This window comes from Alteriqipengyuania halimionae, assembly GCF_009827575.1.
Taxonomy (GTDB): Bacteria; Pseudomonadota; Alphaproteobacteria; order Sphingomonadales; family Sphingomonadaceae; genus Alteriqipengyuania_A; species Alteriqipengyuania_A halimionae.
The window spans coordinates 499,977-526,623 of record NZ_WTYR01000001.1 but is presented as its reverse complement, the minus strand read 5'-3'; the positions used below and the strand labels follow the sequence as shown (position 1 = coordinate 526,623).

The 26,647-nt window shown below is 63.2% G+C and carries 26 protein-coding genes; 19 read left to right on the top strand and 7 right to left on the bottom strand.

Features of this window, described 5'->3' with window-relative positions:
• The first annotated feature begins 31 nt into the window (after window positions 1–31).
• The 3 genes from GRI68_RS02580 (at window position 32) to GRI68_RS02570 (ending at window position 5,478) form a co-directional block, all read left to right on the top strand.
• The gene (locus GRI68_RS02580; protein ID WP_160615616.1) at window positions 32–2,200 is read left to right on the top strand and encodes a primosomal protein N'; all 2,169 of its coding nucleotides are present in this window, start codon (window positions 32–34) and stop codon (window positions 2,198–2,200) included.
• A gap of 94 nt (window positions 2,201–2,294) precedes the next feature.
• Window positions 2,295–3,848, top strand: a complete 1,554-nt coding sequence (locus GRI68_RS02575; RefSeq protein WP_160615614.1) for a hypothetical protein — start codon at window positions 2,295–2,297, stop codon at window positions 3,846–3,848.
• Between the two features lie 61 nt (window positions 3,849–3,909).
• A complete protein-coding gene (locus GRI68_RS02570) occupies window positions 3,910–5,478 on the top strand; it encodes a cryptochrome/photolyase family protein (RefSeq protein WP_160615612.1) in 1,569 nt (522 codons plus the stop codon).
• On the opposite strand, the gene GRI68_RS02565 is transcribed toward GRI68_RS02570, so the two are convergent.
• Window positions 5,475–6,230: a siderophore-interacting protein gene (locus tag GRI68_RS02565; protein ID WP_160615610.1), complete on the bottom strand. Its 756-nt coding sequence runs from the start codon at window positions 6,228–6,230 to the stop codon at window positions 5,475–5,477. The genes GRI68_RS02570 and GRI68_RS02565 overlap by 4 nt on opposite strands.
• 126 nt (window positions 6,231–6,356) lie before the next feature.
• Here GRI68_RS02565 and GRI68_RS02560 point away from each other — a divergent pair, with 126 nt between their 5' ends.
• The 3 genes from GRI68_RS02560 (at window position 6,357) to GRI68_RS02550 (ending at window position 9,160) form a co-directional block, all read left to right on the top strand.
• Complete coding sequence (locus GRI68_RS02560; protein ID WP_160615608.1) at window positions 6,357–7,736, top strand: NAD-dependent succinate-semialdehyde dehydrogenase; 1,380 nt, start codon at window positions 6,357–6,359, stop codon at window positions 7,734–7,736.
• Window positions 7,737–7,830: 94 nt separating this feature from the next.
• Window positions 7,831–8,145 carry a hypothetical protein gene (locus tag GRI68_RS02555; RefSeq protein WP_160615606.1) on the top strand — a complete coding sequence of 105 codons (315 nt, stop codon included), beginning with the start codon at window positions 7,831–7,833 and terminating at the stop codon, window positions 8,143–8,145.
• Between the two features lie 178 nt (window positions 8,146–8,323).
• Window positions 8,324–9,160, top strand: a complete 837-nt coding sequence (locus GRI68_RS02550; RefSeq protein ID WP_325063746.1) for a cation diffusion facilitator family transporter — start codon at window positions 8,324–8,326, stop codon at window positions 9,158–9,160.
• On the opposite strand, the gene GRI68_RS02545 is transcribed toward GRI68_RS02550, so the two are convergent.
• A complete protein-coding gene (locus tag GRI68_RS02545; protein ID WP_160615604.1) occupies window positions 9,157–10,179 on the bottom strand; it encodes a bifunctional transcriptional activator/DNA repair enzyme AdaA in 1,023 nt (340 codons plus the stop codon). The genes GRI68_RS02550 and GRI68_RS02545 overlap by 4 nt on opposite strands.
• 80 nt (window positions 10,180–10,259) lie before the next feature.
• On the opposite strand from GRI68_RS02545, the gene GRI68_RS02540 reads away from it, so the two are divergent.
• The 10 genes from GRI68_RS02540 to GRI68_RS02495 all read left to right on the top strand — a co-directional run bounded on the left by GRI68_RS02540 (window position 10,260) and on the right by GRI68_RS02495 (window position 21,538).
• The gene (locus GRI68_RS02540) at window positions 10,260–11,810 is read left to right on the top strand and encodes a S1C family serine protease (RefSeq protein WP_160615602.1); all 1,551 of its coding nucleotides are present in this window, start codon (window positions 10,260–10,262) and stop codon (window positions 11,808–11,810) included.
• Between the two features lie 121 nt (window positions 11,811–11,931).
• The gene (locus GRI68_RS02535) at window positions 11,932–13,470 is read left to right on the top strand and encodes a S1 family peptidase (protein ID WP_160615600.1); all 1,539 of its coding nucleotides are present in this window, start codon (window positions 11,932–11,934) and stop codon (window positions 13,468–13,470) included.
• 4 nt (window positions 13,471–13,474) lie between these two features.
• Window positions 13,475–14,029: a hypothetical protein gene (locus GRI68_RS02530; protein WP_160615598.1), complete on the top strand. Its 555-nt coding sequence runs from the start codon at window positions 13,475–13,477 to the stop codon at window positions 14,027–14,029.
• A gap of 148 nt (window positions 14,030–14,177) precedes the next feature.
• Window positions 14,178–14,741: a F0F1 ATP synthase subunit delta gene (locus tag GRI68_RS02525; protein WP_160615596.1), complete on the top strand. Its 564-nt coding sequence runs from the start codon at window positions 14,178–14,180 to the stop codon at window positions 14,739–14,741.
• 25 nt (window positions 14,742–14,766) lie between these two features.
• Window positions 14,767–16,296: a F0F1 ATP synthase subunit alpha gene (atpA, locus tag GRI68_RS02520; protein WP_160615594.1), complete on the top strand. Its 1,530-nt coding sequence runs from the start codon at window positions 14,767–14,769 to the stop codon at window positions 16,294–16,296.
• A gap of 3 nt (window positions 16,297–16,299) precedes the next feature.
• Window positions 16,300–16,602 (top strand): hypothetical protein, encoded by a 303-nt coding sequence (locus GRI68_RS02515; RefSeq protein WP_160615592.1) that lies wholly within the window; start codon window positions 16,300–16,302, stop codon window positions 16,600–16,602.
• A 13-nt stretch (window positions 16,603–16,615) separates the two neighbouring features.
• A complete protein-coding gene (locus GRI68_RS02510; protein ID WP_160615590.1) occupies window positions 16,616–17,497 on the top strand; it encodes a F0F1 ATP synthase subunit gamma in 882 nt (293 codons plus the stop codon).
• 21 nt (window positions 17,498–17,518) lie between these two features.
• Window positions 17,519–18,976, top strand: coding sequence for a F0F1 ATP synthase subunit beta (gene atpD / locus GRI68_RS02505; protein ID WP_160615588.1), 1,458 nt, complete (start codon window positions 17,519–17,521; stop codon window positions 18,974–18,976).
• A gap of 3 nt (window positions 18,977–18,979) precedes the next feature.
• Window positions 18,980–19,237: an ATP synthase F1 subunit epsilon gene (locus GRI68_RS02500; RefSeq protein WP_160615586.1), complete on the top strand. Its 258-nt coding sequence runs from the start codon at window positions 18,980–18,982 to the stop codon at window positions 19,235–19,237.
• A 147-nt stretch (window positions 19,238–19,384) separates the two neighbouring features.
• Window positions 19,385–21,538, top strand: a complete 2,154-nt coding sequence (locus GRI68_RS02495; RefSeq protein ID WP_160615584.1) for a prolyl oligopeptidase family serine peptidase — start codon at window positions 19,385–19,387, stop codon at window positions 21,536–21,538.
• Window positions 21,539–21,598: 60 nt separating this feature from the next.
• Here the strand turns inward: GRI68_RS02495 and GRI68_RS02490 are convergent, their stop codons facing one another.
• Window positions 21,599–21,877, bottom strand: a complete 279-nt coding sequence (locus GRI68_RS02490; protein WP_407643318.1) for an HNH endonuclease — start codon at window positions 21,875–21,877, stop codon at window positions 21,599–21,601.
• A 214-nt stretch (window positions 21,878–22,091) separates the two neighbouring features.
• Here GRI68_RS02490 and GRI68_RS02485 point away from each other — a divergent pair, with 214 nt between their 5' ends.
• Window positions 22,092–23,636, top strand: a complete 1,545-nt coding sequence (locus GRI68_RS02485) for a CpaF family protein (RefSeq protein ID WP_160615580.1) — start codon at window positions 22,092–22,094, stop codon at window positions 23,634–23,636.
• Between the two features lie 25 nt (window positions 23,637–23,661).
• Here the strand turns inward: GRI68_RS02485 and GRI68_RS02480 are convergent, their stop codons facing one another.
• A complete protein-coding gene (locus GRI68_RS02480) occupies window positions 23,662–23,901 on the bottom strand; it encodes a hypothetical protein (RefSeq protein WP_160615578.1) in 240 nt (79 codons plus the stop codon).
• A 79-nt stretch (window positions 23,902–23,980) separates the two neighbouring features.
• Between GRI68_RS02480 and GRI68_RS13945 the strand changes: the two genes are divergently transcribed.
• A complete protein-coding gene (locus GRI68_RS13945) occupies window positions 23,981–24,883 on the top strand; it encodes a DMT family transporter (RefSeq protein WP_160615576.1) in 903 nt (300 codons plus the stop codon).
• A 60-nt stretch (window positions 24,884–24,943) separates the two neighbouring features.
• On the top strand, window positions 24,944–25,075 hold the full coding sequence (locus GRI68_RS02470; protein WP_160615574.1) for an entericidin A/B family lipoprotein: 132 nt from the start codon (window positions 24,944–24,946) through the stop codon (window positions 25,073–25,075).
• Between the two features lie 49 nt (window positions 25,076–25,124).
• On the opposite strand, the gene GRI68_RS02465 is transcribed toward GRI68_RS02470, so the two are convergent.
• From GRI68_RS02465 to GRI68_RS02455, 3 genes are read right to left on the bottom strand one after another with little or no spacing between them, the layout of a single operon-like run.
• Window positions 25,125–25,718: a DUF938 domain-containing protein gene (locus GRI68_RS02465; RefSeq protein ID WP_160615572.1), complete on the bottom strand. Its 594-nt coding sequence runs from the start codon at window positions 25,716–25,718 to the stop codon at window positions 25,125–25,127.
• An 8-nt stretch (window positions 25,719–25,726) separates the two neighbouring features.
• Window positions 25,727–26,197, bottom strand: a complete 471-nt coding sequence (locus GRI68_RS02460; protein WP_160615570.1) for a methyltransferase family protein — start codon at window positions 26,195–26,197, stop codon at window positions 25,727–25,729.
• A complete protein-coding gene (locus GRI68_RS02455) occupies window positions 26,184–26,645 on the bottom strand; it encodes an ABA4-like family protein (protein ID WP_160615568.1) in 462 nt (153 codons plus the stop codon). The genes GRI68_RS02460 and GRI68_RS02455 overlap by 14 nt, the downstream gene beginning before the upstream one ends.
• Between the last annotated feature and the right edge of the window lie 2 nt (window positions 26,646–26,647).

The following is a 26,647-nucleotide window of genomic DNA, read 5'->3' as shown; positions in this document are numbered from 1 at the left end:
CGGCTATTGCGACCAATATATCTGCACGAACATGAACCGCGTCCGTGTCCTCGTCTTCAATGCCGCTCTCGGCGCGCTCGATTACTCGGTGCGCGAGGGAATGCGGGTGGAACCGGGCGCGGTGGTGGAAGTGCCGCTGGGCCCCCGTCGCATCATCGGCGTGGTTTGGGAAGAAGAACGCCTCTTTGCCAAGGGCGTTCCGGTCGAAAAGCTGCGGCCGATCCTGGGGGTGGTGCCCGTCCCGCCGCTATCCGCACCGCTGCGGCGGCTCGTCGAATGGGTCGCCGATTACTACGTGGCGCCGATGAGCGCGGTCGCGCGGATGGTGCTGTCGAGCGGGGGCGCGCTGGCAGGCCCGCGCACGATGACCGAATACCGGCTGGTCGATGGCGCAAAGCCGCCCCGCCTCACTCCGCAGCGCAAGAAAGCGCTCGAACGGCTCGATGGCGAACAGGCGACGATCCGCGAACTCGCCGAGATCGCCGAAGTGTCCGAAGGCGTGTTGCGCGGGATGGTGGGCGCCGGCCTGATCGAGCCGGTCGAGGTCGATATCGATCGCCCCTATCGCTCCGCAGATCCGGATTTCGACGTTCCGACGCTCAGCGACGACCAGCGCGGCGCGTCGCAGCGGATGATCGAGCTGGTGCGCGAAGGGGCGTTCGCGCCGCTGCTGCTCGACGGGGTGACCGGATCGGGCAAGACCGAAACCTATTTCGAAGCGGTGGCCGAGGCGATCCGGCTCGACAAGCAGGTGCTCGTCCTGCTGCCCGAAATCGCGCTGACCGAGAATTTCCTACGGCGGTTCGAGGATCGTTTCGGGGCCAAGCCGGTGCTGTGGCATTCCTCGCGCAAATCGACCGAGCGTCGCCGTGCCTGGCGCGCGGTGGCCGATGGCGGCGCGCAAGTGGTCGTCGGCGCGCGCTCCTCGCTGTTCCTCCCGTTCCGCAATCTCGGCCTGATCGTGGTCGACGAGGCGCACGAGACCTCGTTCAAGCAGGAAGACGGGGTGCGCTACAATGCCCGCGACGTCGCCGTGATCCGCGCGCAGCTGGAAGGGGCGCCGGTGGTGCTGGCCAGCGCGACCCCGGCGCTCGAATCGATGCAGCTCGCCGCCAACGGAACCTATGAGAAGCTCGACCTGCCCAGCCGCTTCGGCGGGGCCACGCTGCCCGATATCGCGGTGCTCGATCTGCGCGAAACGCCGCCCGAACGCGGACGCTGGATCGCGCCGCCCCTGGTCGAGAAACTGGCCGAACGGCTGGACCGCGGCGAGCAGTCGCTGCTGTTCCTCAACCGCCGCGGCTATGCGCCGCTGACGCTGTGCCGCCATTGCGGCTATCGCTTCCAGTGCCCCAATTGCTCGGCCTGGCTGGTCGAGCATCGCCTCTCGCAGCGGCTCGCCTGCCACCATTGCGGGCACGAAGTGCCGCCGCCCGCCGCCTGCCCCGAATGCGGCGAGCCCGATTGCCTTGTCGCCTGCGGACCGGGGGTCGAGCGGATCGCCGACGAGGTCGCCGAACTGTTCCCCGATGCGCGCACCGCGCTGGTGACGTCGGACACGCTCACCAGTCCGGAAAAGATCGCCGAATTCGTCGCCGGGGCCGAAGGCGGGGCGATCGACATTATCGTCGGCACGCAATTGGTGACGAAGGGATACCACTTCCCCGAACTGACGCTGGTGGGCGTGATCGACGCCGATCTGGGCCTAGAGGGCGGCGATCTACGCGCGGCCGAGCGCACCTTCCAGCAGGTCGCACAGGTAGCGGGCCGCGCGGGCCGCGCGGCCAAGCCGGGCGAAGTGCTGATCCAGACCCGCCACCCGGATGCGCCGGTGATCGAAGCGCTGGCAGAGAACGATCGCGATGCCTTCTACGAAGCCGAGACCGAGGCGCGCCGCGACGCCGGTGCCCCGCCCTTCGGCCGCTGGGCCGCAATCATCGTCTCGAGCGAAGACGAAGCCGAAGCCCGCGACGCGGCCCGCGCGATCGGCGGCATTCGCCCCGATCATCCGGACATCGCGGTGTTCGGCCCCGCCCCCGCGCCGCTCTCTTTATTGCGCGGACGCTATCGCTATCGCTTCCTCATCAACGCGCGGCGCAGCGCCAAACTCCAGGATGTGATCCGCGAATGGCTGGGCCAGTTCGATTTCGCCAGCGGCATCCGTATCGGGGTGGATATCGATCCCTACAGCTTCGTTTGACCACGTCTCGAAACTGTCATACCTCTTCGATCAGGGAATCGTGGAGTCGGACAAGCCGTCCCTTCACGAATCGGGTACTTCAAGTGGGGATTTCATGCGCTTCATCGCATCTATTTTTGCCGCATTAGCGGCTGTCATTTCGCTGCCTGCAGCAGCGCAGGACTGGTATTACGCCGAGAGCGATCACTTCCGGGTGTATTCGGAAGGTGGTGCCGAAGCGGCAAGGGACATGGCGGTAAAGCTCGAGCGGCTGGACCAGGCCATGCGGCTGTTCACAGGCGTGCCGCTTGATACCGGGGCCATCTCGCAAGTTGCCAAGCCCACGCTTTTTCAGTTCGGCGAAACCAAGGATATCGGTGAACTGGCCGGGCAGAACGGCGTCGCCGGTTTCTTCATCCCGCGTGCGGGCAATTCGGTCGCTTTCGTGCCGCTGAAGGCCGACACGAAGAAGCGCCGCTCGCGCGGCATCGGTACGCGCGAAGGGTACGAATTCTACGATTACCAGATCGACCCCCAGAAGGTGCTGTTCCACGAATATTCGCACTATTTCATGTTCCAGCACAAACCGGCCGCCTATCCGCCGTGGTATATCGAAGGCCTGGCCGAACTGTTCGGCACGATGCGCCTGACCGAAAACGGCTTTGCCGTTGGCGATCCTCCCGAGCATCGCATGGCATCGCTGGCTTATGTCGATGTCGATCTGGACGAGATCTTCCTCAAGGACGATCGTACCGCCCGCTCGATCCGTTACCCGTATTACGCCCATGGATGGCTGCTTTCGAGTTATCTGACCTTCGCTCCGGAGCGCGCGGGGCAACTCGCCAAATTCCTGACGTCGATCAATCAGGGAATGAAGACGCGCGAGGCCGCTGAAGATGCCTTTGGCGATCTGAAGCAGCTCGAGCGTGAACTGAACAAATATCGCAACGAGCGAGCGCGTGGGATGAGCGCCGAGTTCAGTGACTCTTTCGATCCGCAAGTCGAGTTGCGCGCCCTTAAGGCCGACGAAGTCGCACGAATGAAGCCGTTTATCCGCTCCGTGGCTGGGGTCACCCCGAAGACCGCCAAAAAGGTCCTCGGCGAGACGCAGGAACTCGAACAGCGGTATCCCGACAGCGTCGCCGTGATGCGCACCGCGCTCGAGGCAGAGTTCGACGCCGGCAATTACAACGAGGCCGGAGACATCGCTCGCAAGCTGCTGGATACGGATCAGGCACTCGACGCGCATCTGTATCTCGCCAAGATCGCGATGAAGTATGCCGAGGAGGATCCGAACTGGCTGACCACGGCTCGCGAAGAATTTCTCAATGCCAACAACATCGAGCCGCACGAGCCGAACGCGCTGGCGGGATATTACCTGACCTACCGCCTGTCCGGCGAGGAACCGCCCGAGGACGCGCTGATCGCGCTTGAAACGGCCTATAGTTATGCGCCATTCGATCAGAACATCCGCATTCTCCTGGCTCATCTCCTGCTGCTGGAAAACCGCGACGCGAGCGCAATGAACGTTCTCGCCCCGGTGATCTATCAGCCTCATGGTGGCAAATACGCCGAGAAGATCCGCGACCTGATCGAGAGCACGTCGGAAGGCAATCGACAGCCGCTGATCGATGAACTTGCACCCTCGTTGAAGCCGAAGGACGACTGACGAATCACGACCGAGCGGAGTCTCGGCTGAACCAATCGGGCGGGGCCGCGTTGGAGCTTGCATGGCAAGTGACAGCGTCGGCCCCGTTCTCGTTCCCGTCCTCGGCGATCAGCTGACGCGCGATCTCGCGTCGCTTCGGGGACGCTCCAAAGATGACACCGTGGTGTTGATGATGGAGGTGTGGGACGAGGCGACGTACGTCCGGCACCACAAGCAGAAGATCGTCCTGATCTTTTCCGCCATGCGTCACTTCGCAGCCGAGCTGCGCGATGCCGGATGGACAGTGGACTATGTCAGGATGGACGATGAGGACAATGCCGGCAGCTTTACCGGCGAACTCGCCCGCGCGATCGAGGATCATGCGCCCCGCCTCGTCAGCGTGGTCGAGGCCGGCGAATGGCGCGTGCGCGAGGATATGGACCAGTGGGCCGACAAATTCGCCTGCGAGATCGAGATCCTGCGCGACGACCGCTTCATCTGCTCGCAGGCCGAGTTCGACGATTGGGCCGAGGATCGCGAGAGCTTGCGGATGGAATATTTCTACCGCGAGATGCGCCGCAAGACCGGGCTGCTGATGGACGGCGACAAGCCCGAAGGCGGCGAGTGGAACTACGACAGCGAGAACCGCAAACCGCCCAAGGACGGACTGTCGGCCCCGCAGCGTCCGACATTCGAGCCGGACGAGATCACGCAGGCCTGCCTCGACCTGGTCGAGGATCGTTTCGCCGACCATTTCGGCTCGCTCGACCATTTCGGCTGGCCGGTCACCCGCGATCAGGCGGAGCAAGCCGCCGACGCTTTCTTTGCCGAGCGGATCGAGCGTTTCGGCCCCTATCAGGACGCGATGGTCCACGGGCAGGACGATTTGTTCCACTCGATGCTTTCGACCAGCATCAATCTCGGCCTGCTCGATCCGCTCGAGCTCTGCAAACGCGCAGAGAAAGCCTATCGCGACGGGAAGGCCCCGCTCAATTCGGTCGAGGGCTTCATCCGACAGATCATCGGATGGCGCGAATATGTGCGCGGCTTCTATTTCAACCGGATGCCGCATCTGCAGAAGGCCAATGCGCTCAACGCCCAGCGCGGCCTGCCGGAATTCTACTGGACCGGCGAGACCGACATGCGCTGCCTAGCCGATTGCATCCGCTCGACCCGCGACAACGCCCATGCGCACCATATCCAGCGGCTGATGGTGCTCGGCAATTTCGCGCTATTGGCGGGCATCTCCCCACGCGAGGTGCAGGATTGGTATCTGGTGGTCTACGCCGATGCCTATGAATGGGTCGAACTGCCCAATGTGGCGGCCATGATCCTCTACGCCGATGGCGGTGCCCTCGCCTCCAAGCCTTATGCCGCTAGCGGAAACTACATCAACAAGATGTCGAATTACTGCAAGGAATGCCGTTACTCGGTGAGCAAGAAAACCGGCGAAGGGGCCTGCCCGTTCAACCCGCTCTACTGGCACTTCATGCACCGCCACCGCGACCGGCTGGCAAGCAATCACCGCATCGGCCGGATCTACCAGAACTGGGATCGCATGGGCGAGGAGCGCCAGCAGGAATATCTCGATAGTGCCGAGGCCTTTCTCGACACGCTGGAACCGGCCGCAAGTGGCTGGGCGCGCGGCTAGGCCGCCTGCCTGTCGGAGTCTTCCCGCTTGGCCAGCTTGTGCTCGTCCTCGATTAGCCCGTGTTTCCAATAGCTGGAGACGTAGAGTGACCCGTTCGGGAGCTTCAACTCGTCTCGCAGCAAGGCTCGCAAGCTCCGCATGGCACCGAATTCCGCTGCTGCCCATCCGGCGATCCGTCCCGAGGGAAGATCGGCTGCCCTCAGGGCATCCGCCAGCAACTCCGGCCGCTTGCCGGGTTCGGGATTGACCAGCCAGCAGATTGTCATGCCCGGCGGCGAAGCGAGCGCTACCCTGTCCGCCTCAACCTGCACTTCGATGGCGACCAGCCCGCGCGCATCGTCTTTGAGCCTTTCGAGATTGGCCCCGATCGCGGGCAGCGCTGTCATGTCGCCAGCCACCAGGTAAAAGTCGTGACCGCCCGGCAGGGGCTTGGCAGCCCCCGGACCACCGACCTCGATCGTGTCGCCTGGCCGCGCCGCCAGCGCCCAGCGCGTGGCCGGTCCCGCAGCGCTTCCCCCGTGAAGGGCGAAGTCGAGCTCGATCGCATCGGGGCGCTGGTTGCGGATCGTATAGGTCCGGACCGTCGGCTTTCCGCTCGCGGCGATCCCAAGATACAGTTTCACGTATCCGCCCGTTTGATCGGGCGGAAATCCGGCGAGGCCGGGACCTCCGAGCGTGACGCGACGCATCGACGGCGTCAGTTGTCTGGATTCGATAACGGTAAGTGTTCGCGCAGAAGGTCTTTTGGTCATTGGCACCATCTAGTGCGAATGCTTCGCAAATGCAATAATGTCGTCTTGGCGCGCCGGGCACCATTTTGGGAACGAGACGCATCACCGACAGCTTGGAAGGTGCAACCTCTTAATGAAAGAAGCAGAATGAACACCATCACCACCTTCAATCCCGCCACCGGCGAAGACATCGAAACTTATAATGAGCTTTCCAAGGACGAAGCCTTTGCCAAGGTCGATGCCTGCCACGAAGCCTTCACCCAGTGGAAGCTGCGCTCGCTCGAAGATCGCGCCGAAGTGATCAAGGCGCTGGGCAAGGGCCTGCGCGACAACAAGGAAGACCTCGCCCAGTTGATGACGCGCGAAGTCGGCAAGCTGATCGGCGACAGCCGCGACGAAGTCGAGCTGTGTGCCGGGATCTGCGACTACACCGCCGCCAACGGCCCCAAGGAACTGGCCGACGAACAGCGCGATCCGAGCAATGCCGATCGCGGCATCGTCACCTATTCGCCGATCGGCGTGGTCTACGGCATCCAGCCGTGGAATTTCCCCGCCTACCAGGTCATCCGCTATGCCATCGCCAGCCTGATGGTGGGCAATGGCGTGCTGCTGAAGCACGCCTCGATCTGCGTCGGCAGCGGCCTGATGATCGAAAAGATCTTCCGCGAAGCCGGCCTGCCCGAAAATCTCTTCACCGTGCTGGTGATCGATCACGATACGTCTGACCAGATCATCGCCCACGACAAGGTGCGCGGCGTCACGCTGACAGGGTCGGACGATGCCGGTCGCCATGTGGGGCAAAAGGCCGCCAAGGCGATCAAGAAAACCGTGCTCGAGCTTGGCTCGAACGACGCATATCTCGTGCTCGAGGACGCCGATCTCGACGTCGCGACCAAGGTCTGCTCGCAGGCGCGGCTCTACAATAACGGCCAAACCTGCATCAACGGCAAGCGCTTCATCGTGACCGACAAGGTCTATGAAGCCTTCGTCGAGAAGTTCGTCGGGCGTTTCGATGCCGTCGAGACCGGCGATCCGACCGACGAGAACACCGATATGGGACCGATGTCGTCGGTTTCGGGGCGCAAGGACCTTCACGAACAGGTCGAAAAATCCGTTTCCAAGGGCGCCAAGATCGCCTGCGGCGGCAAGATCCCCGATGGCCCCGGTGCGTTCTATCCGGCGACCGTCCTGACCGACGTCGAACCCGGCCAGCCGGCCTATGACGACGAATTGTTCGGTCCCGTCGCCAGCGTCATCCGCGCCAAGGATGATGAAGACGCGATGCGCATCGCCAATGACAGCCGCTATGGCCTCGGCGGTGGTATCCTGTGCAGCGACACCGAACGCGCGATCGAATTGGCGAAGAACCATTTCGATACCGGCATGATCTTCATCAACGTCTATGGTGTTGCCGATCCGGCCATGCCCTTCGGCGGGGTGAAGAATTCGGGCTACGGGCGCGAACATGGCGGCTTCGGGATCAAGGAATTCGCCAATGTGAAGTCGATCTTCATCGGCAAGCCCTGACGCGCTGATGCGAGACGGTGGGCGGAACCATTTGATTTTGCGTCCGTTTGCAACGCAACGACCCTGATAGCCAAATCACCAAGGGAGAGTCGCAATGCACATGAAGTTCCTGCCCGCCGCCATCGCCGGTTCCGTCATCCTCAGCGGTTGCGGAGCGCTCGGCGGATTGCTCGATCCGTTGGGTAACGATGGCTACAATCGCGACGCCAGCCCGTTCGAGCGGGACGCCGCTGCCGTCTGTTCGCGCGAGGCATCGCAATATGGCCGCGTGAACGTCACCGATGTTCGCCAGCGCGACCGCGATTATGTCGATGTGCGCGGCCGGATCGAAACCCGCGACACGCGCAGCGACGAATTCGACTGCACTTATCGGAGCGATCGCAAGATCGTGTCTTTCCGGATTTACTGATCGGTCTCCACCGTCCGGTGACCGATGAGAGCCGGCGATGGCAATCCGCGCGAAGCGGGTGGCGATCGCCGGCTTTTCGCGTATGACGGGCTGCCGAGAACCGGAGGACACATTGGCCGCGTCGACGCACGATCATTCCCACGGAAACGGGCATTCCCACGGACATGGGCACTCGCACGTGCCGAAGAACGAGCGCAAGATCGCGATCGCCGCGGCGCTGACCGGCACGTTCATGATCGCCGAAGTGTTCGGCGGCATCGTGTCGGGTTCGCTCGCGCTGATCGCCGATGCCGGGCACATGCTCACCGACTTTGCGTCGCTGGTCATGGCGTGGCTCGCCTTCCGCATCGCGCGCCGCCCGGCGGACTGGAAGCGCACCTATGGCTTTGACCGCTTTTCCGTTCTCGCCGCTTTTCTCAACGGCCTCTCGCTGTTCGTGATTGCCGGATGGATCGTTTACGAGGCGTTCCACCGGCTGGCCGATCAGAACGAGGTGATGGGTGACCTCATGCTGTGGGTCGCGGTCGGCGGACTGGTGGTCAATATCGTCGCCTTCATCGTCCTGACCCGCGGAGAGAGCGACAATCTGAACGTGCGCGCCGCCGCGTTGCATGTGGCGGGGGACCTGCTCGGTTCGATTGCTGCCATCGTTGCTTCGCTCGTCATCATCTTTACCGGCTGGATGCCGATCGACCCGATCCTGTCGGTGCTGGTCGCGCTCATCATCCTCAAATCGGCGTGGTCGGTCGTTGCCGAAAGCGGGCATATCCTGCTGGAGGGCGCGCCACCCGGGTTCGATCGGCGCGATGTCGCCCGGCAATTGGCCGAACTCGATGGCGTGAGCGAAGTCGATCACATCCACGCCTGGTCGGTGACGCAGGAAAGGCCGATGGTGACCATGGAGATGGAAATCGCGCCGGGTGCCGACCCGGAAGCGGTGAAGCGGCAGGCACGGAAACTGCTGCATGACAGCTTCCATATCGAACACGCGACGATCGAGACGCGCTCGGGCTAGCCCTCCGCCTCGCGGCGCAGCAGCTCTTTCTTGATCGCGGTGCCGTAGGCATAGCCGCCGATGCTGCCGTCGCTGCGCACCACGCGGTGGCAGGGGATCAGCACCGCAACATTGTTCGCTCCGTTGGCGCTGCCTGCCGCACGCGTGGCCTTGGGATTGCCCGCAGCCGCCGCGATCTGGGCATAACTGTGGGTTTCGCCCGGCGGGATTTCGCGCAGCGCCTGCCAGCAGCGCTGCTGGAACGCGGTCCCCTGCACGTCGAGCGGAATGTCCGCGCCCGTTCCAGGACGTTCGACCGCGTCGATCACCTGCTGGAGCAGCGCGCCGAATTCGTCTCCGCCTTCGACCAGATCGGCCTTGGGGAAACGCTCTTCGAGCGCCTCGCGCCCCTCGCCGAAGCTCAGGCGGCACACGCCTTTCCCGGTCGCGGCGACGAGCATCGGCCCCAATGTCGTCCCGACCGTTGCGTAGTGGATCACGGTCCCCTCGCCGCCCTTCGCCCATGCCGATGGCGCCATGCCTTGCCCTTTCATATCGTCGTAGAACCGCGACGGCGCTTCATAGCCCGCCGCATAGATCGCGTCGGTCACACTGCCCCCGCCCGAGAGCGCATCGCGCGCCCGCTCTTCGCGCAAGGCCCGGGCGTAAGCTGCCGGCGACAGACCGGTGGCGCGCTTGAAGACGCGCTGGAAATGGCTGGCGGAATATCCGGTCAACGCAGCCAGCTCGTCGAGCGTCGACCTGCCCTCGCCCGATTGGATCGCCTCGATCGCCGTGGCCACTGCCGCTTCGTCGCGCCCCACATCATCGGGCAGGCAGCGCTTGCAGGCCCGCAGGCCAGCCGCTCTCGCTGCGGCACCGTTGGCGAAAAAGCGCACATTGATACGCGCCGGATGGCGCGCGGCGCAGCTCGGGCGGCAATATATCCCGGTCGACAACACGCCGGTGACGAACCGCCCATCGAACGCGCGGTCGCGCCGTTGCACGGCTTGCCAGCATGTGTCGTCGTCATATTCCATGCCCCCGGCCTAGCGCAGCCGCCGACAGCGTGCATCCCGCATCTTGCGGTCAAACCCCGCTCCCCATAGACAAGGCCGCGATGACCCGCTTCTTCCTCGCATTGTCGTTCGTCTTTGCCGTGCTGTGTCCGAGCGCCCCGGCGCATGCCGACCAGTCCGATATCAACGCCGCCGCGCGCAGCGTGGTGCGGGTGGTGGTGATCGCCGATGACGGGGATACGGTCGAAGTCGTCGGCCATGGATCGGGCATCGTCGTCGCCCCCGACATCATTCTTACCAACGCCCATGTCGTCGAACCGCTGGCGCAGGATGCGGACCTCAAGCTGGGCGTGATCCCGAGCCAGGGCGAGACCGGCTATTTCGCGCGCGTGCTGCGTTATGCCCCGCGCACCGATCTGGCGCTCCTCAAGCTGACCGAGAAGGGGCGGCTCGTGCCGATGACCTTCACGCCTGTCGCCGTGTCGGACGGGGCGGAAGTCTTCGCGGTCGGTTATCCTGCCAATGTCGATATCGCGCAGGGCCTCGATTTCGGCGACCTCATCTCACCCATCACCCCGGTCAAGACCCGCGGGAACGTATCGGGCGGGCGTTCGGCCAAGAAGTTCGAGACGATCCTCCACACCGCTGCGATCGGCGGCGGCAATAGCGGCGGACCGCTGCTCGATGCCTGCGGCCGCGTGATCGGGGTCAACAGTTTCGGCACGCTGTCGGACGGATCGGACAGCGAGTTCTTCTTTGCCGTCTCGGTGCGCGAAGTGCTCAAATTCCTGCGGGAGGCCGATATCAAGCCGCGCCTGTCCTCCTCGGCCTGCCGCAGCCTCGAGGATTACGACGACAGCGAAGCCGCACGCGCCGCCGCGATCGAGCGTCAGCGCGATGCTGCGCGCCGCACTGCCGAAGGCGAACGGATGCGCGCGATGATCCGCGCCGAACGCCGCGCGCAGCTCGAAGTGATGAACGAGCGCGAGAACGGCATGGCACTCGCCGCGCTGCTCTTGCTGCTGGGCTTTGCCGGCGTCGGCGGCACCGCCTGGCTGATCGCTTCGGGTGCCAAGCGCGAATATGCCATCGGCGCGGGAGCGGCTTCCGCCTTCCTCGTGATCGGGAGCCTGCTCGCCTGGTTTTCGCGCCCCGAAATTTCCGACATCGAAGCGCGCGCCGAAGCGCTGCTGTCAGACAATGCAGGCGCGCCCGCCGAAGGACCACCGGGCGAAACACTGGTCGCTGGCGATCTGATCTGCACGCTCGACGCCGAGCGCAGCCGGGTCACCGTTTCCAACGGCGGCGACCTCGCCTTCGCCTGGTCCGAGCAAGGCTGCGTGTCCGAACGCACCCAATATGCCCGCACCGACCAGGGCGAATGGGCGCGCGTGCTGGTGCCGAACGAGGAGGATACGGTCAGCGTCAATCGCTACGATCCCGAGACCGGCGTCTTCCGCACCGAACGCTATTTGCTGCCGCTCTCCACAATGGAGAAGGCACGCGAGGCGCGGGGCAAATACTCCGCGCCCAAATGCGAGGCGGGGGAGGACAAGGTGCTCGAACTCGGATCGAACCAGCAAACGATCCTTGACCTGCTTCCGGCGCGGCCCAACGAACGGCTGGTCTATCGCTGCTCGATCAAGCCCTGAACCGTCGTCGCGAGCCCCCTCCTGACGTAATCTGACGATCGCGGCTTCGACCGTTGATCCACCGCCGCCGATCGTCGATGATGCACGGCGGGGTTGCGAGAATCGTGAGGGGACGATCGAGATGACGGCATACGCACGCCTGTTGATGGGACTTCTGGCCTTGCTGGCCGCAGTCGGGGCACATCCGGCCCGGGCCGACACCGGCGATATCGATGCCGCCGCGCGCGGCGTCGTCCGGATCGCGCTGATAGCGGAAACGCCGCAGGGCGAACTCCGCTTTGTCGGCCATGGCACCGGCTTTGCGGTAACCCCCACGATGATCGTCACCAATGCGCACGTGGTGCGCGATGCGATCCGCTATTCCGACGTGTCCGTGCTGGTCATCCCGTCCGAAGGCGATGAGCGTCTCGGCGCGCGGCTGATCGATATCGATCCGGGCAACGATTTGGCACTGATCGAATTGACCGGCGGCACCCGCCTGCCCGCGCTGACCCTGTTCAGCGATTTCGACATCGACGGAGAAGACGTGTTCGCGGTCGGTTATCCCGGCGTGGTCGATCGGGTCCTCAGCGCAAACGCGCGCGAAGTGATTCGCTCGCAGCCGCCAATCCGCTCGCGCGGCTCGATCTCGGGCCTGCGCAATGTGCGTGGCACCGACATGATCCTTCATTCGGCCGATATTGCGGGCGGCAATTCGGGCGGTCCGCTGCTCGACGATTGTGGCCGGGTGGTCGGCGTCAATTCCGCCTCCACCCTCTCTGATACCGGCGAAGGCGAATTCTACTTCGCGATCTCGAACCGCGTGCTGCTCCCCTTCCTGCGCAAGAACGATGTCGCACTGGCAAGCACCGCGGGTGCCTGCCGCAGCCTCGCCGATCTCGATCGCGAGGAAGCCGAGCGTGAACAGGCCGAACGCGAAGAAGCCGAACGCGAACAGGCCACCCGTCAGGCCGAGGCCGAGCAGGAGCGTGACCGGATCGAAGCCGACGTCGCCGAGGAACGCGAGAACGCCATGGCTTTTGCCGCGGTCCTCCTGCTTCTTGCTGCGGGCGGCGCAGCTGCAGCGTGGCAAATTGGCCAGAAGGAGGATCGACGCACACTCGCCTATGTCATCGGCGGGGTTGCGATCGTCGCGACAGCCGGCTCGGCCTATCTGTTCCTCACCCGGCCGGGCGCGTCGGAGGTGGAAGCGCGGCTCGCCGGATCCGACGACGTAGCGGGGCTCGAAGACGATTCGCTACCGGCGATCGGCGACGGCAGTGTGATATGTGCGCTCGATACAGGTCGCAGCCGGGTGACCGGCGACCCGGACGAGGAAATCGAATTCGCGTGGACCGGGCAAGGCTGCGTCAATGGCAAGACCCAGTATGGCCGCAGTGCCGAAGGCTGGGCGCGCGTGTTCGTGCCCAATGGCGAAGCCGCTGTTTCGATCAACACCTTCGATCCCGACAAGCGCGAATTCCGCATGGAGCGCTATCTGCTCTCTCGCACTGTCATGCGCGACCTGCGCGAAACGCGGCAATCCTACGATCCGCCCAGCTGCAACTCGCCCGACGCCGCAAGCCGCCTGGGCGACATGCAAGGCCGCGTGATCGATCGCCTGCCCGATCGGCCGAACGAACGGCTGGTCTATCGGTGTCAGCGCAAGTCCGGGAGCTGACCAGGTGGAACAGGCGCTCGTTTTCATTTCGATCGTGCTGGGCGTGGCGGTCGCTTTCGAGCTCGAGAATCTCAACCGCCTCATTCGCTCGAAGCAGGTGAAATGGCATTGGGCGCAGCCGCTGTTCGCCCTGTTCGTACTTATGACCATCACGTCCTTCTGGTGGATGGTCGCCGACCGAACTGACGAAGAGCCAATCTCCCTGGCGGCATTCATGCCGCTCATGTGGATTTTGGTGATCCTCAATCTCCTCGCGGCTGCTGCGCTGCCGGACAAGATTGGCGAGGACGGGGTCGATCTTGCCGCTTACTATCAGGACAATCGGCGATACCTTTGGGGACTCTATCTGCTCGTGTTTCTGCCGCTCGCGGCGAACTGGATAGCTGTCTCGGCAGCGCGGACGTCGAGCTTCGGCGAATTCTGGGGTATGGCGAGCGGCGAGTTCATCCCCCTGATCTTTATCATCCTGCTGTTCTTCGCCAAACGATGGTGGCTCGTCGGAGTAGGATTTGCCGGATTGTCGACCACACTCCTGACCTGGATGACCCGCACGCTCTGACTCTCAAATTGCGAACAACGCCGCGCCGCCTTGCAAAGAATCGGCATCGTTGCTAGGCGCGCGCCAACCTTGCCGGGGTACTTTCTCGTGCCCGAGATTCGGCAAAGGTGTCGCACTGATTTTCCGGCCCCAAAGAGGACCATACCGCGTGGAGATTTCCGCCGCACTCAAGGCCAGCCTGGCAGGGCGTTATGCGTCTGCGCTGTTCGATCTGGCATCCGAAGCGGGCATTGTGACCGCTGTCGAAACCGACCTCGACAAGATCGAGGGCGCGCTCGAGCAGTCGCCCGAATTCGCCGCGTTGACGACCAATCCCAAGGTCTCGCGCAAGCAGGCGGGGGTTGCCTTGCGCAATCTCGGCCCGCTGCTGGGCATTTCGGACCTGACCCAGAACTTCCTCGGCACGCTGGCCGAAAACCGCCGCCTGTCGAAGCTGCCCGAGATCATTCGCGCCTTCCGCGCGATCGCGGCCGCCCAGCGCGGAGAGGTATCCGCCGAAGTCGCGAGCGCCCACGCGCTGAGCGATTCGCAGATCGCCGACCTGCAGAAAAAATTGACCGCGCGCGAAGGTCGCACGGTCAAACTCAAAACCCGTATCGACCCCGACCTTCTCGGCGGGCTCGTCGTTACCATCGGATCGAAGCGCATCGACGGCTCGATCCGCACCCGCCTCAACTCTCTTGCTCACGCCATGAAGGCCACCGGACAGTAAGTCCGGACAGGAAAAGGTTACAGACATGGATATCCGCGCCGCAGAAATCTCCAAGGTCATCAAGGACCAGATCGCCAATTTCGGCACCGAAGCCGAAGTCAGCGAGACCGGCACCGTGCTGAGCGTGGGTGACGGGATCGCCCGTATCCACGGCCTCGACAAGGTCCAGGCTGGTGAAATGGTCGAATTCGCCAATGGCGTTCAGGGCATGGCGCTGAACCTCGAAGCGGACAATGTCGGCGTCGTGATCTTCGGCTCGGACGCCGAGATCAAGGAAGGCGACACCGTCAAGCGCACGCAGACCATCGTCGACGTTCCCGTCGGCAAGGGCCTGCTGGGCCGCGTGGTCGACGCGCTGGGCAATCCGATCGACGGCAAGGGCCCGATCGAAACGACCGAGCGTAGCCGCGTCGAAGTGAAGGCTCCGGGCATCATCCCGCGCCAGTCGGTCGATGAGCCGGTGCAGTCGGGCCTCAAGGCGATCGACGCGCTTGTTCCCGTCGGCCGTGGCCAGCGCGAACTGATCATCGGTGACCGTCAGACCGGTAAATCCGCCGTCGCGATCGACACCTTCATCAACCAGAAGGACGCGCATCAGGGCGACGACGAGAAGAAGAAGCTCTACTGCATCTACGTCGCCGTCGGCCAGAAGCGCTCGACCGTTGCGCAGATCGTCAAGTCGCTCGAAGAAAACGGCGCGATGGAATATTCGATCGTCGTCGCCGCGACCGCTTCGGAGCCCGCTCCGCTGCAGTATCTCGCACCCTACACCGGCTGCGCGATGGGCGAATATTTCCGCGACAACGGCATGCACGCCGTGATCGTGTATGACGACCTTTCCAAGCAGGCCGTCGCCTACCGCCAGATGTCGCTGTTGCTGCGCCGCCCGCCGGGCCGCGAAGCCTATCCGGGCGACGTGTTCTATCTCCACAGCCGCCTGCTCGAGCGTGCGGCCAAGATGAACGACAGCGAAGGTGGCGGCTCGCTGACCGCGCTGCCGATCATCGAAACGCAGGCGGGCGACGTGTCGGCCTATATCCCGACCAACGTGATCTCGATCACCGACGGCCAGATCTTCCTCGAAACCGACCTGTTCTACCAGGGCATCCGTCCGGCGATTAACGTCGGCCTGTCGGTTAGCCGTGTGGGCGGTGCCGCCCAGACCAAGGCGATGAAGAAGGTCTCGGGCTCGATGAAGCTCGACCTCGCGCAGTATCGCGAAATGGCCGCCTTCGCGCAGTTTGGCTCGGACCTCGACGCCGCCACGCAGAAGCTTCTCAATCGCGGTGCGCGCCTGACCGAGCTGCTCAAGCAGCCGCAGTTCAGCCCGATGCCGTTCGAAGAGCAGACCGTGTCGATCTTCGCCGGCACCAACGGCTATCTCGATGCGGTCGATACCAACCGCGTCACCGAATACGAAAGCGCGATGCTCAGCCACATGCGCAGCGAACACGCCGACGTGCTCGAAGAAATCCGTACCACCGGCAAGTTCGAAGACGGCACCAAGAAGAAGGTCGTCGACGCGCTGGACAAGTTCGCCAAGCAGTTCGCTTGATCATTGGAAACAAATGAACGCATCCAGCTGCTTCTCTCAGCCCAGCGCGCTCTGAACGGGAATATATGTAACGGTGTAAGGCAGGTCTGGGTACGCAAGGTAAAGAATAAAATTGAGATCAGATCACGATTAGCGCTGGAGCATGACGCAGAAGCAGAGGAATGCTTGCGAGTGGCTGCAACCGAGATGCTCGCAGATGATCCGGACGCTGAAATTTCGGAGCAGTTCGAAGTTTCGGATGATAAGTTGAAATTGCTCGGTGCAGAGAGTTTTGAGCTAGTTTTCGAGCGCTACGAACCAAGTTAGTTAGGAACCAGTTTTGGCAAGCCTGAAAGAACTTAAAGGTCGGATCAACTCGGTCAAATCGACCCAGAAGATTACCAAGGCCAAGCAGATGGTCGCCGCGGCCAAGCTGCGCCGTGCGCAGGCGGCGGCCGAAGCCGCACGCCCCTATGCCGAGCGGCTGTCGGGCGTGATGGCCTCGATCGCTTCGAAGGTTTCGGGTGACGGCGCGCCCAAGCTGCTGGCCGGCACCGGCTCCGATCAGCGCCACCTGCTGGTCGTCGTCAACACCGACAAGGGCCTGTGCGGCGGTCTCAACGCGAATATCGTGAAAGAGGCCAAGAAGCAGGCGCGCAAGCTGCTCGGCGAAGGCAAGGACGTGCAGTTCTACCTCGTCGGCAAGAAGGGCCGCGCACCGATCAAGCGCGACTATGAAAAACGCATCGAGAAGTGGTTCGATACGTCGGAAGTTCGCAATATCGGTTTCGAGGAAGCCGAAGCGATCGCCGACGATCTGCTGACGCGCTTCGAGAACGGCGAATTCGATGTCGCCCACCTCGTCTATCCGATCTTCCAGTCGGCGCTCGCGCAGGACCCGGTCACGCAGCAGCTGATCCCCGTCCCTGCGCCTGAAGCCGATGCCGCTCCCAAGGCATCCGACGGTGCCGTGGTCGAATACGAGCCCGACGAGGAAGCGATCCTAGAAGAGCTCCTGCCGCGCTACATCAAGACACAGATCTTCGGCTCGCTGCTCGAACGCGAAGCCTCGGAACAGGGCGCGTCGATGACAGCGATGGATAACGCCACGCGCAATGCCGGCGAGCTGATCGACAAGCTGACGATCCAGTACAACCGCAGCCGCCAGGCCGCGATCACCACCGAACTTATCGAAATCATTGCGGGCGCTGAAGCGCTCTAACCGAAGGCTAAGGAACACAACATGGCCACCGCACCTGCCCTCAACCAGACCACCAACGGCACCATCGCCCAGGTCATCGGCGCCGTCGTCGACGTTGCATTCGAAGGCGAACTGCCGTCGATCCTGACCGCGCTGGAAACCAAGAACGGCGACAAGACGCTGGTCCTCGAAGTCGCACAGCACCTGGGCGAAAACCAGGTCCGCACGATCGCGATGGACGCGACCGAAGGCCTCACCCGCGGCCAGGACGTCATCGCGACCGGCCAGCAGATCTCGGTCCCCGTCGGGCCCAAGACGCTCGGTCGCATCATGAACGTCATCGGCGAGCCGATCGACGAGCGCGGCCCCGTCGGTGCCGAGCGCACCATGCCGATCCATGCCGAGGCCCCGCTGTTCGTCGACCAGTCGACCGAAGCGGCCATCCTCGTAACCGGGATCAAGGTGATCGACCTGCTCGCGCCCTATGCGCGCGGCGGCAAGATCGGCCTGTTCGGCGGCGCCGGCGTCGGCAAGACCGTGCTGATCCAGGAACTCATCAACAACATCGCCAAGGGCCATGGCGGCGTGTCGGTATTCGCCGGCGTGGGTGAGCGTACCCGCGAGGGCAACGATCTCTATCACGAATTCCTCGACGCCGGCGTGATCGCCAAGAACGATGCGGGCGAAGCGATCTCCGAAGGTTCGAAGGTTGCGCTCGTCTTCGGCCAGATGAACGAGCCTCCGGGCGCGCGTGCCCGCGTGGCGCTGTCGGGCCTGACGATGGCCGAATATTTCCGCGACGAAGAAGGCCAGGACGTGCTGTTCTTCGTCGACAACATCTTCCGCTTCACCCAGGCGGGCTCGGAAGTGTCGGCGCTGCTCGGCCGCATTCCTTCGGCGGTGGGCTATCAGCCGACGCTGTCGACCGACATGGGCAATTTGCAGGAACGCATCACCTCGACCAACAAGGGCTCGATCACTTCGGTCCAGGCGATCTACGTTCCCGCCGATGACCTTACCGACCCTGCGCCGGCCACCTCGTTCGCTCACTTGGACGCGACCACCACGCTGAACCGCGCGATTTCGGAGCTGGGCATCTACCCGGCGGTCGATCCGCTCGATTCGACCAGCCGCGTGCTCGAACCCCGCGTCGTCGGCGAAGAGCATTACAACACCGCCCGCCGCGTTCAGGAAACGCTGCAGAAGTACAAGAGCCTGCAGGACATCATCGCCATTCTAGGCATGGACGAGCTGAGCGAAGAAGATAAGCTTACCGTCCAGCGCGCGCGCAAGATCCAGAAGTTCCTGTCGCAGCCGTTCCACGTCGCCGAAGTGTTCACCAACATCCCCGGCCAGTTCGTCCAGATCGAAGACACGATCAAATCGTTCAAGGCCGTCGTCGAAGGCGAATACGACCACCTGCCCGAAGCCGCCTTCTACATGGTCGGCGGGATCGATCAGGCGGTCGAAAAGGCCAAGAAAATGGCCGAGGAAGCCTAAGCAATGGCACTGCACTTCGAACTCGTCACGCCGGCCAAGCTGGTCCGCTCCGAAGACGTCCACATGGTGGTCGTGCCCGGTGCGGAGGGCGAATTCGGCGTGCTGGAGGGCCACGCGCCCTTCATGTCGACCATCCGCGACGGCAAGGTCCAGGTCTACAAGACCGAGGGCGGCGCCCCCGAAGAAATCGACGTGCGCGGCGGTTTCGCCGAAGTGGGCGACAATGGCCTCACGGTCCTTGCCGAACACGTCGAAGGCTAAGCGCCACAAGAGCGAACAAACGAGGGCGGCCCATCGGGTCGCCCTTTTCGTTTCGACCAACGCCCTACCCTACCCTGCCGAATCGCTTGTGATCGCGGGACATGCTGGCACTATGCGCGGCGTAACTCTGGGAAAGGGACGCTATCCATGAAACCCGTATCAACTCGCGCGCTGGCCGCTTCGCTCGCGCTCGCTACCTTTACCGCCACACCGCTGGCTGCACAGGACACCAACATCGTGGTCGAACCCGAATACGAAGCCGAAAACGATCCGTTCATCTGGCTCGAGGAAACCCGCAGCGAGCGCGCGCTCGATTGGGTCCGCGCCGAGAACGAGAAAACGATCGATGCGCTGCAATCCGACCCGCGCTTCGAAGAGCTGAAATCCGAGGCGCTGGCGATTTACAACGCCGAGGATCGCATTCCCGGCGTCTCGTTCACCCATTACGGCATGGTCAATTTCTGGCAGGACGCGAAGAACCCCAAGGGCATTCTGCGCCGCACCACGCTGGAAAGCTGGCGCACCGACAATCCGGAATGGGAAACCATCCTCGATGTCGACGCACTCGCCGCCAAGGAAGGCAAGGAATGGGTCTATGGCGGGATGAACTGCCTGCCGCCCGACGGCACGCGCTGCATGGTCTACCTGTCCGATGGCGGGAAGGACGCCAGCGTCGCGCGCGAATTCGACCTGGAATCGCTCGACTTCGTCGATGGCGGGTTCGAACTGCCCGAAAGCCAGGGCAGCGCGAGCTGGGTCGATCAGGACACGCTGCTGATCAGTCGCGATTTCGGCGACGATACCGTGACCGACAGTTTCTACCCCTTCACCACCCGCGAATGGAAACGCGGCACGCCGATCGAGGAAGCGAAGGAAATCTTCCGCGGCGAGAAGAGCGATGTCTCGGCAGGCGCTTATCTGCTCCGCGACGGCGAAGGCACGATCCACGGCCGGATGGCTTATCGCGGCGTCTCGTTCCACGAGCGCGAATATTTCGTCGAGCATGACGGCGAGTGGGTGAAGCTGGATCTTCCAGCGAAGGCTGGGCCGTACGGTATTCTGGACGGGCACATGCTGTTCACGACCGATGTCGATTGGGAGACCAGCGGTGTGACGTTCCCTGCCGACTCGATCGTCGCAGTGGATCTGGAGGAATGGAAGGCCGACCCGAACGGCGCGCAGAAGGTCCTCGTCTGGGCTCCGGGCGAGCGGCAGACCAAGCGCGGTGGCGGTTCAACCAAGAACAGCGGCTACATCTCCATCCTCGACAACGTGAAGGGCAAGGTCCTCAAGTTCGATTACGAGGACGGCGGCTGGGGCTGGACCGAAATCGACCTGCCGAAGAACGCCACCGTCGGCGTGGCGACAGCGTCGAACGAGACCGACCAGATAATGTTCACCTCGACCGACTTCCTCTCGCCGGGCACCTATTACTACGCCGAAGACGGCGTGAACCTCGAGATCGTAAAGGAAAGCCCCGAGCGCTTCGATGCGACCGACATGGAGATCGAGCAGTTCGAGGCGACCAGCGCCGACGGCACCAAGATCCCCTATTTCCTCGTGAAGCCCAAGGGCATGAAAATGGACGGGACCACGCCGACCCTGCTGTATGGCTATGGCGGTTTCCAGGTTTCGCAATTGCCGTCCTATCTCGGGTCGACGGGCAAGATGTGGCTCGAACGCGGCGGCGCCTATGTGCTCGCCAATATGCGCGGCGGCGGGGAATTCGGCCCCGGCTGGCACCAGAGCGCGATCCGCGAGAACAAGCAGCGCACCTGGGACGATTTCATCGCCGTGGGCCGCGATCTGGTTGCGCGCGGCGTCACCAGCCCCGAACATCTCGGCGTCCAGGGCGGTTCGCAGGGCGGGCTGCTGGTCGGTACCGCCTTCACCCAGGCGCCAGACCTGTTCAACGCCGCGATCGTCCAGATCCCGCTCTTCGATATGCTGCGCTATCAATATATCGGCCGGGGTGCCTCGTGGATCGGCGAATATGGCGATCCACGCATCCCCGAACAGCGCGCATGGATCGAAGGCTATTCCCCCTACCAGAAGCTGCTCGAGGAAAAGGACTACCCGCGCGTGTTCTACGTCACTTCGACGGCGGATGATCGCACCCATCCGAGCCATGGCCGCAAGGCCGCCGCGCGCATGGCCGCGCAAGGCGACGATTACCTCTATTTCGAGGACATGCAGGGCGGCCATTCGGGGGGCGTTGATAACGAACAACGCGCCAAGCTGCGGGCGATGCAGCTCGTCTACCTGATGCAGCAACTGTTCGACGACAAGAACGGCGGCTGAGTCCAAGTACGATCTCACGAGATGGGGCGGCCTCGCGGGGCCGCCCTTTTTTCCATCGAGCTAGCGCCGCGGCCTGCGCGTTGCTGCATGAAAGTCCGGTGGCTTGTCGGCGATCCACCGCAGGAAATTTGCCACTGTCTCGTTGTCCAGCAAGGGGTCTCGAGCGCTGTCGAACCGCGCCAGTTCTGCATTGGTGAAATTGGCGTGGATGGTGCGATGGCACATGGGATGGACGGGGACGGTCGCCCTGCCCTTCTTCGCCTTGGGAACGGTGTGATGCCACTGCACCCGCTTGCCGATCGTACGCTTGCACAGCCAGCAGGTTAGCGGCTCGGTCATGCCCATCGCCTTGCAGTGAGAAAGCCTCGCTGGCTCATCAATCCTGTACCGGTCCGATGACGTCGCATTCCCCTATCCTATCGGGCAGGCGAACGGTGCGCGAGGATTATAGCGATGGCATGTCGCGCACGAAGTTTCCGGAAAATTTACCATTAGCGCCCAGAACGGCACCCACACGAGGTGACAGCACCGCAGTGCATGGGAACGAGACGGCATGAGCGCATTCGGACGCAAGAACGGAACGAGCAGCAGCCCCGGCGGGTCGCGGCCCAGCTTCGGCGTCGCGCGTCCGATGAAAGGCAACGGCACGCCGCCGCCATCCAAATCATCGCAAGACAAGTCATCTTCGGGCGGAGACCAGTTTCCGCCCTTGCCCGACGACAAGGATGGATCGTCGAACACGGCCGTGCCGTCGGGCATGCAAAAGGGCGGCGATGCGATGGCGCGTCTCGCCGAACGATCGAACAACGTTCACGAGCCCCAAGAGCAGGACGGCTTCGAAGCCAGCGTTCACAAGATCAAGGAGCAGGTGCTGCCGCGCCTGCTCGAACGAGTGGATCCCGAAGCCGCTGCCACGCTGACCAAGGACGAATTGTCGGAGGAATTCCGCCCGATCATCCTCGAAGTGCTGGCCGAACTGAAGGTCACGCTCAACCGGCGCGAGCAATTCGCGCTCGAGAAGGTGCTGGTCGATGAATTGCTCGGCTTCGGTCCGCTCGAGGAACTGCTCAATGATGCCGATGTCTCGGACATCATGGTCAACGGGCCCGACCAGACCTACGTCGAAAAGGGCGGCAAGCTCCAGCTTGCCCATATCCGCTTCCGCGACGAGCAGCACCTGTTCCAGATTGCCCAGCGCATCGTGAACCAGGTCGGCCGCCGCGTCGACCAGACCACCCCGCTCGCCGACGCCCGCCTCAAGGACGGCAGCCGTGTGAACGTGATCGTGCCGCCGCTGTCGCTGCGCGGCACCGCAATCTCGATTCGTAAATTCTCCGAGAAACCGATAACGCTCGACATGCTCGAGGGCTTCGGATCGATGGACGACAAGATGTGCACCGCGCTCAAGATCGCCGGTGCCTGCCGCATGAACGTGGTTATTTCGGGCGGTACCGGCTCGGGCAAGACGACGATGCTCAATGCCTTGTCGAAGATGATCGACCCGGGCGAACGCGTGCTGACGATCGAAGACGCCGCCGAACTGCGCCTGCAGCAGCCGCACTGGCTGCCGCTCGAAACGCGTCCGCCGAACCTCGAAGGTCAGGGCGCGATCACGATCGGCGACCTCGTGAAAAACGCCCTGCGTATGCGCCCCGACCGGATCATTCTCGGCGAAATTCGTGGCGCGGAATGTTTCGACCTCCTCGCTGCGATGAACACCGGCCATGACGGTTCGATGTGTACGCTTCACGCCAACAGTCCGCGCGAGTGTCTGGGCCGTATGGAAAACATGATCCTGATGGGCGACATCAAGATCCCCAAGGAAGCCATCAGCCGGCAGATCGCCGAATCGGTCGATCTCATCGTGCAGGTGAAGCGCCTGCGCGACGGTTCGCGCCGCACGACCAACATTACCGAGGTCATCGGGATGGAAGGCGACGTGATCGTGACGCAGGAATTGTTCAAGTTCGAGTATCTCGACGAGAGCGACGACGGCAAGATCATGGGCGAGTTCCGCAGCTCGGGCCTCCGCCCCTACACGCTGGAAAAGGCGCGCCAGTTCGGGTTCGACCAGGCCTATCTGGAAGCCTGCCTCTAAGGCTCGTCCGGACGGACGCGGAGTTCTAACCCGCGCGCCAGCCCTTCACTGCCGCCAATGCCAAGCCCGCCGCGATGAAAAGCGAGGCGAGCGCGATAAAGGTCCAGGGCATAAAGCCGACCGCATCGGGTGTGCTGCGCTTCGTCCGCCGGCTTTCCGCCCAGATCGATAGTCCCGCGACCACCAACAGCGCTCCAGCCCAGAGCGCAGCCTGCGTGGCCGGGCTGGCAAAGCGGATATGGCTCCAGATCGCATTCCAATCCATGCGCGGGGATATGGGCGTTTGCGCGATCGCTGCAAGCGCCGTGCTTGCGTCATGCCCGTAGCCGCCTAAGGGAGAGCTCGTGGATTCGACCGTCGCCGCCCCTCGCCCGCAGCTTGCGGTGATCGTCCGCATCTTCGCCGCGATGGCGCTCGCGACGATGTCTGCATTGGTCAAGCTGGCGGGCGAAGCTGGCGTCCACCTTTCCGAAATCGTGTTCTGGCGTCAGGCGATCACCCTGCCGATCGTGTTCGTATGGACGCTGGTTGTGGCCGATATCGCAAGCCTCAAGCCGGTGCGCTTTTCCGCGCATCTGGTGCGCGCGCTCTACGGTATCACCGGCATGGCCCTGATCTATAGCGCGGTGACACTACTGCCGCTTGCCGAAGCGACCACGCTCAATTTCACAGCACCGATCTTTGCCGTGATTCTCGCCATGCTTCTGCTGAAGGAAAAGATCGGCAAATACCGCTGGAGCGCGGTGGGCATAGGATTTGCCGGGATCCTGATTGTGACCCAGCCCGGTAGCGCCGATGTCGATCCGTTCGGCGTGGCGATCGGATTGGCCGGCGCCTTCATGGTCGCGCTGGTCTCGATCCAGATCCAGGATCTCAATCGCACCGAGACGGCACAAGGCATCGTCTTCTGGTTCTGCCTGCTCACCCTGCCGCTGACGGCCTGTTTCCTGCCCTTTTTCGCGACCGCTCACGATACGACCGGATGGTTTCTGCTGTTGGGCGTCGGCCTGACCGGCGCGGCAGGGCAGTTGCTGCTCACGGCTTCGCTTCGGTTCGGATCGGCTGCGACGGTAATCGTGATGGACTACACTGCGCTGATCTGGGCGACGGGCTTCGGATGGCTGTTCTGGAACGATTTGCCCGGTCCGACCCTGTGGCTTGGTGCCCCGCTCATCATTACCGCAGGCACGATCATCGTCATGCGGGAGCGTTACCTGCGCCTTCGCAGGGCTTCGGCCGGAACCTAAATCTGCACCTTTCGTTTCCTTTCCACCGCGCGATCAGCGCCGAACAAGAAGGATAGCACCATGGTTCGCAAAATTCTCATCGCAACGGGCACCGTTGCCCTCGCCCTTGGCGCCACGGCCTGCAACACGGTCAAAGGCGTAGGCCAGGATATCGAGTCGGTCGGCGAAGCCGGAGAAGACGCGATCGATTGATTCGCTCGCAAATACACCTTCAAGAGGCCGGCCGCTTGTGCCGGCCTTTTTATTGCTTGCGATAGACCAGCAGCAGATTGTTGGCCGGCATCGCCTCGCGTCGCGTGCACTTGAAGCCTGTCTCTTCGGCCAGCGCGTCTATTTCCTCGCGGTGACGGATTCCCCAGCGCGGGTCGCGAGATTTGAGGCTGCGGTCGAAATCGAGATTGGAAAGCGCGGTCTCGACCTCGTCCTCGATATACGGACCGTAAAGGATCAACGGCGCATCGGCTCCGAGCACCTTCGATGCACCCTCGAACAGACCGGTCGTCGCAGACCATGGGCTGATATGGACCATGTTGATGCAAAGGATCGCATCAGCCTCGTGAACCGACCATTGCGCCAAAGCAGCATCGAGCACGATCGGTACTCGAAGATTCTTCAGCCCTAGCCCAGCCGCGCGCGCGCGGATCGCCTGGGTGGCCTCCGGCTCGCGATCGCTGGGCTGCCATCCCAGCATCGGAAACCCGGCGGCGAAAAAGGTCGCATGCTCTCCGCCGCCGCTCGCTACTTCCAGGATCAGCCCTTCATCAGGCAATTCTTCGGCAAGGATAGCGGCGATCGGCGCACGATTGCGCAGGGTCGCGGGAGAATCGTTATGCATAGACGCCCTCAGATCCAGCGACGCACGCGCTGGCGGTACGCCGTATACGCCTCGCCGAAAATCTGCGCCAGATGCCTTTCCTCGCGCACGATCACGAAACGATCGACGAGCACGATCGCCAGTGCGACGCCGCCCAACGCTCCGAAGCTACCCAGCACCAGTGCGATCCCGAAGCCGGCCAGCGCCATGCCCAGATACATCGGGTTGCGCGTGATCCGGTAGAAGCCCTTCGTCACGAGGGCATTGTCGCGCTTCCACGGTTCGGGGTTCGTACCGGCCGAATAGAACCAGCCGAGCGCCGCCCCGATGAACACTCCACCGAGCACCACCAGCACCCAGCCGAGCGTCTGCGGCCAGGTCCCGACCAGATAGGGAAGGCGAAGCAGTCGGTCGGCCAGCAGTCCCAGCAACAGGCTTCCCACGAAGATCAGCGGCGGCGGAAATCGGACCTGCGGGCTGTCTTCGTCAATGATCGGCATTGGCGACCTCGGGGCGAGTAGCACGATAGAAAAGGTAAAGCCCCAGGCCGAGCGGACCGGCAAGGAACGTCGCCAGCAGGACGCCAAGTTGCGACCAGCGCGGAATGCCACGGCTGTCGGCATCACCGGCGATCCACCACCCCACCATCAGGTCGAAGGCGAGGTAGTGCGTCCAGCCGACGACGATGCCTCCGCGCGACTGGAACAGCGCCATAAGACCGTCGACCGAATAATTGCGCACCAGTTCGCTCATCCCGCCCGCATTGCCGACCGGATCGAACAGGCCGGCTGTGAGGCCGATCAGCATCACCGCATAAAGTGCGCACAGCACCGCGATCGGGATAAGCAGGATCGCCGCGCGCATTCTCTTGGTGCGCGGGCCGAACAGCAACACCGCCCAAGCCGCCAGTGCGATCCCATTGGTCAGGCCGAACAGCGTATCCCACATGG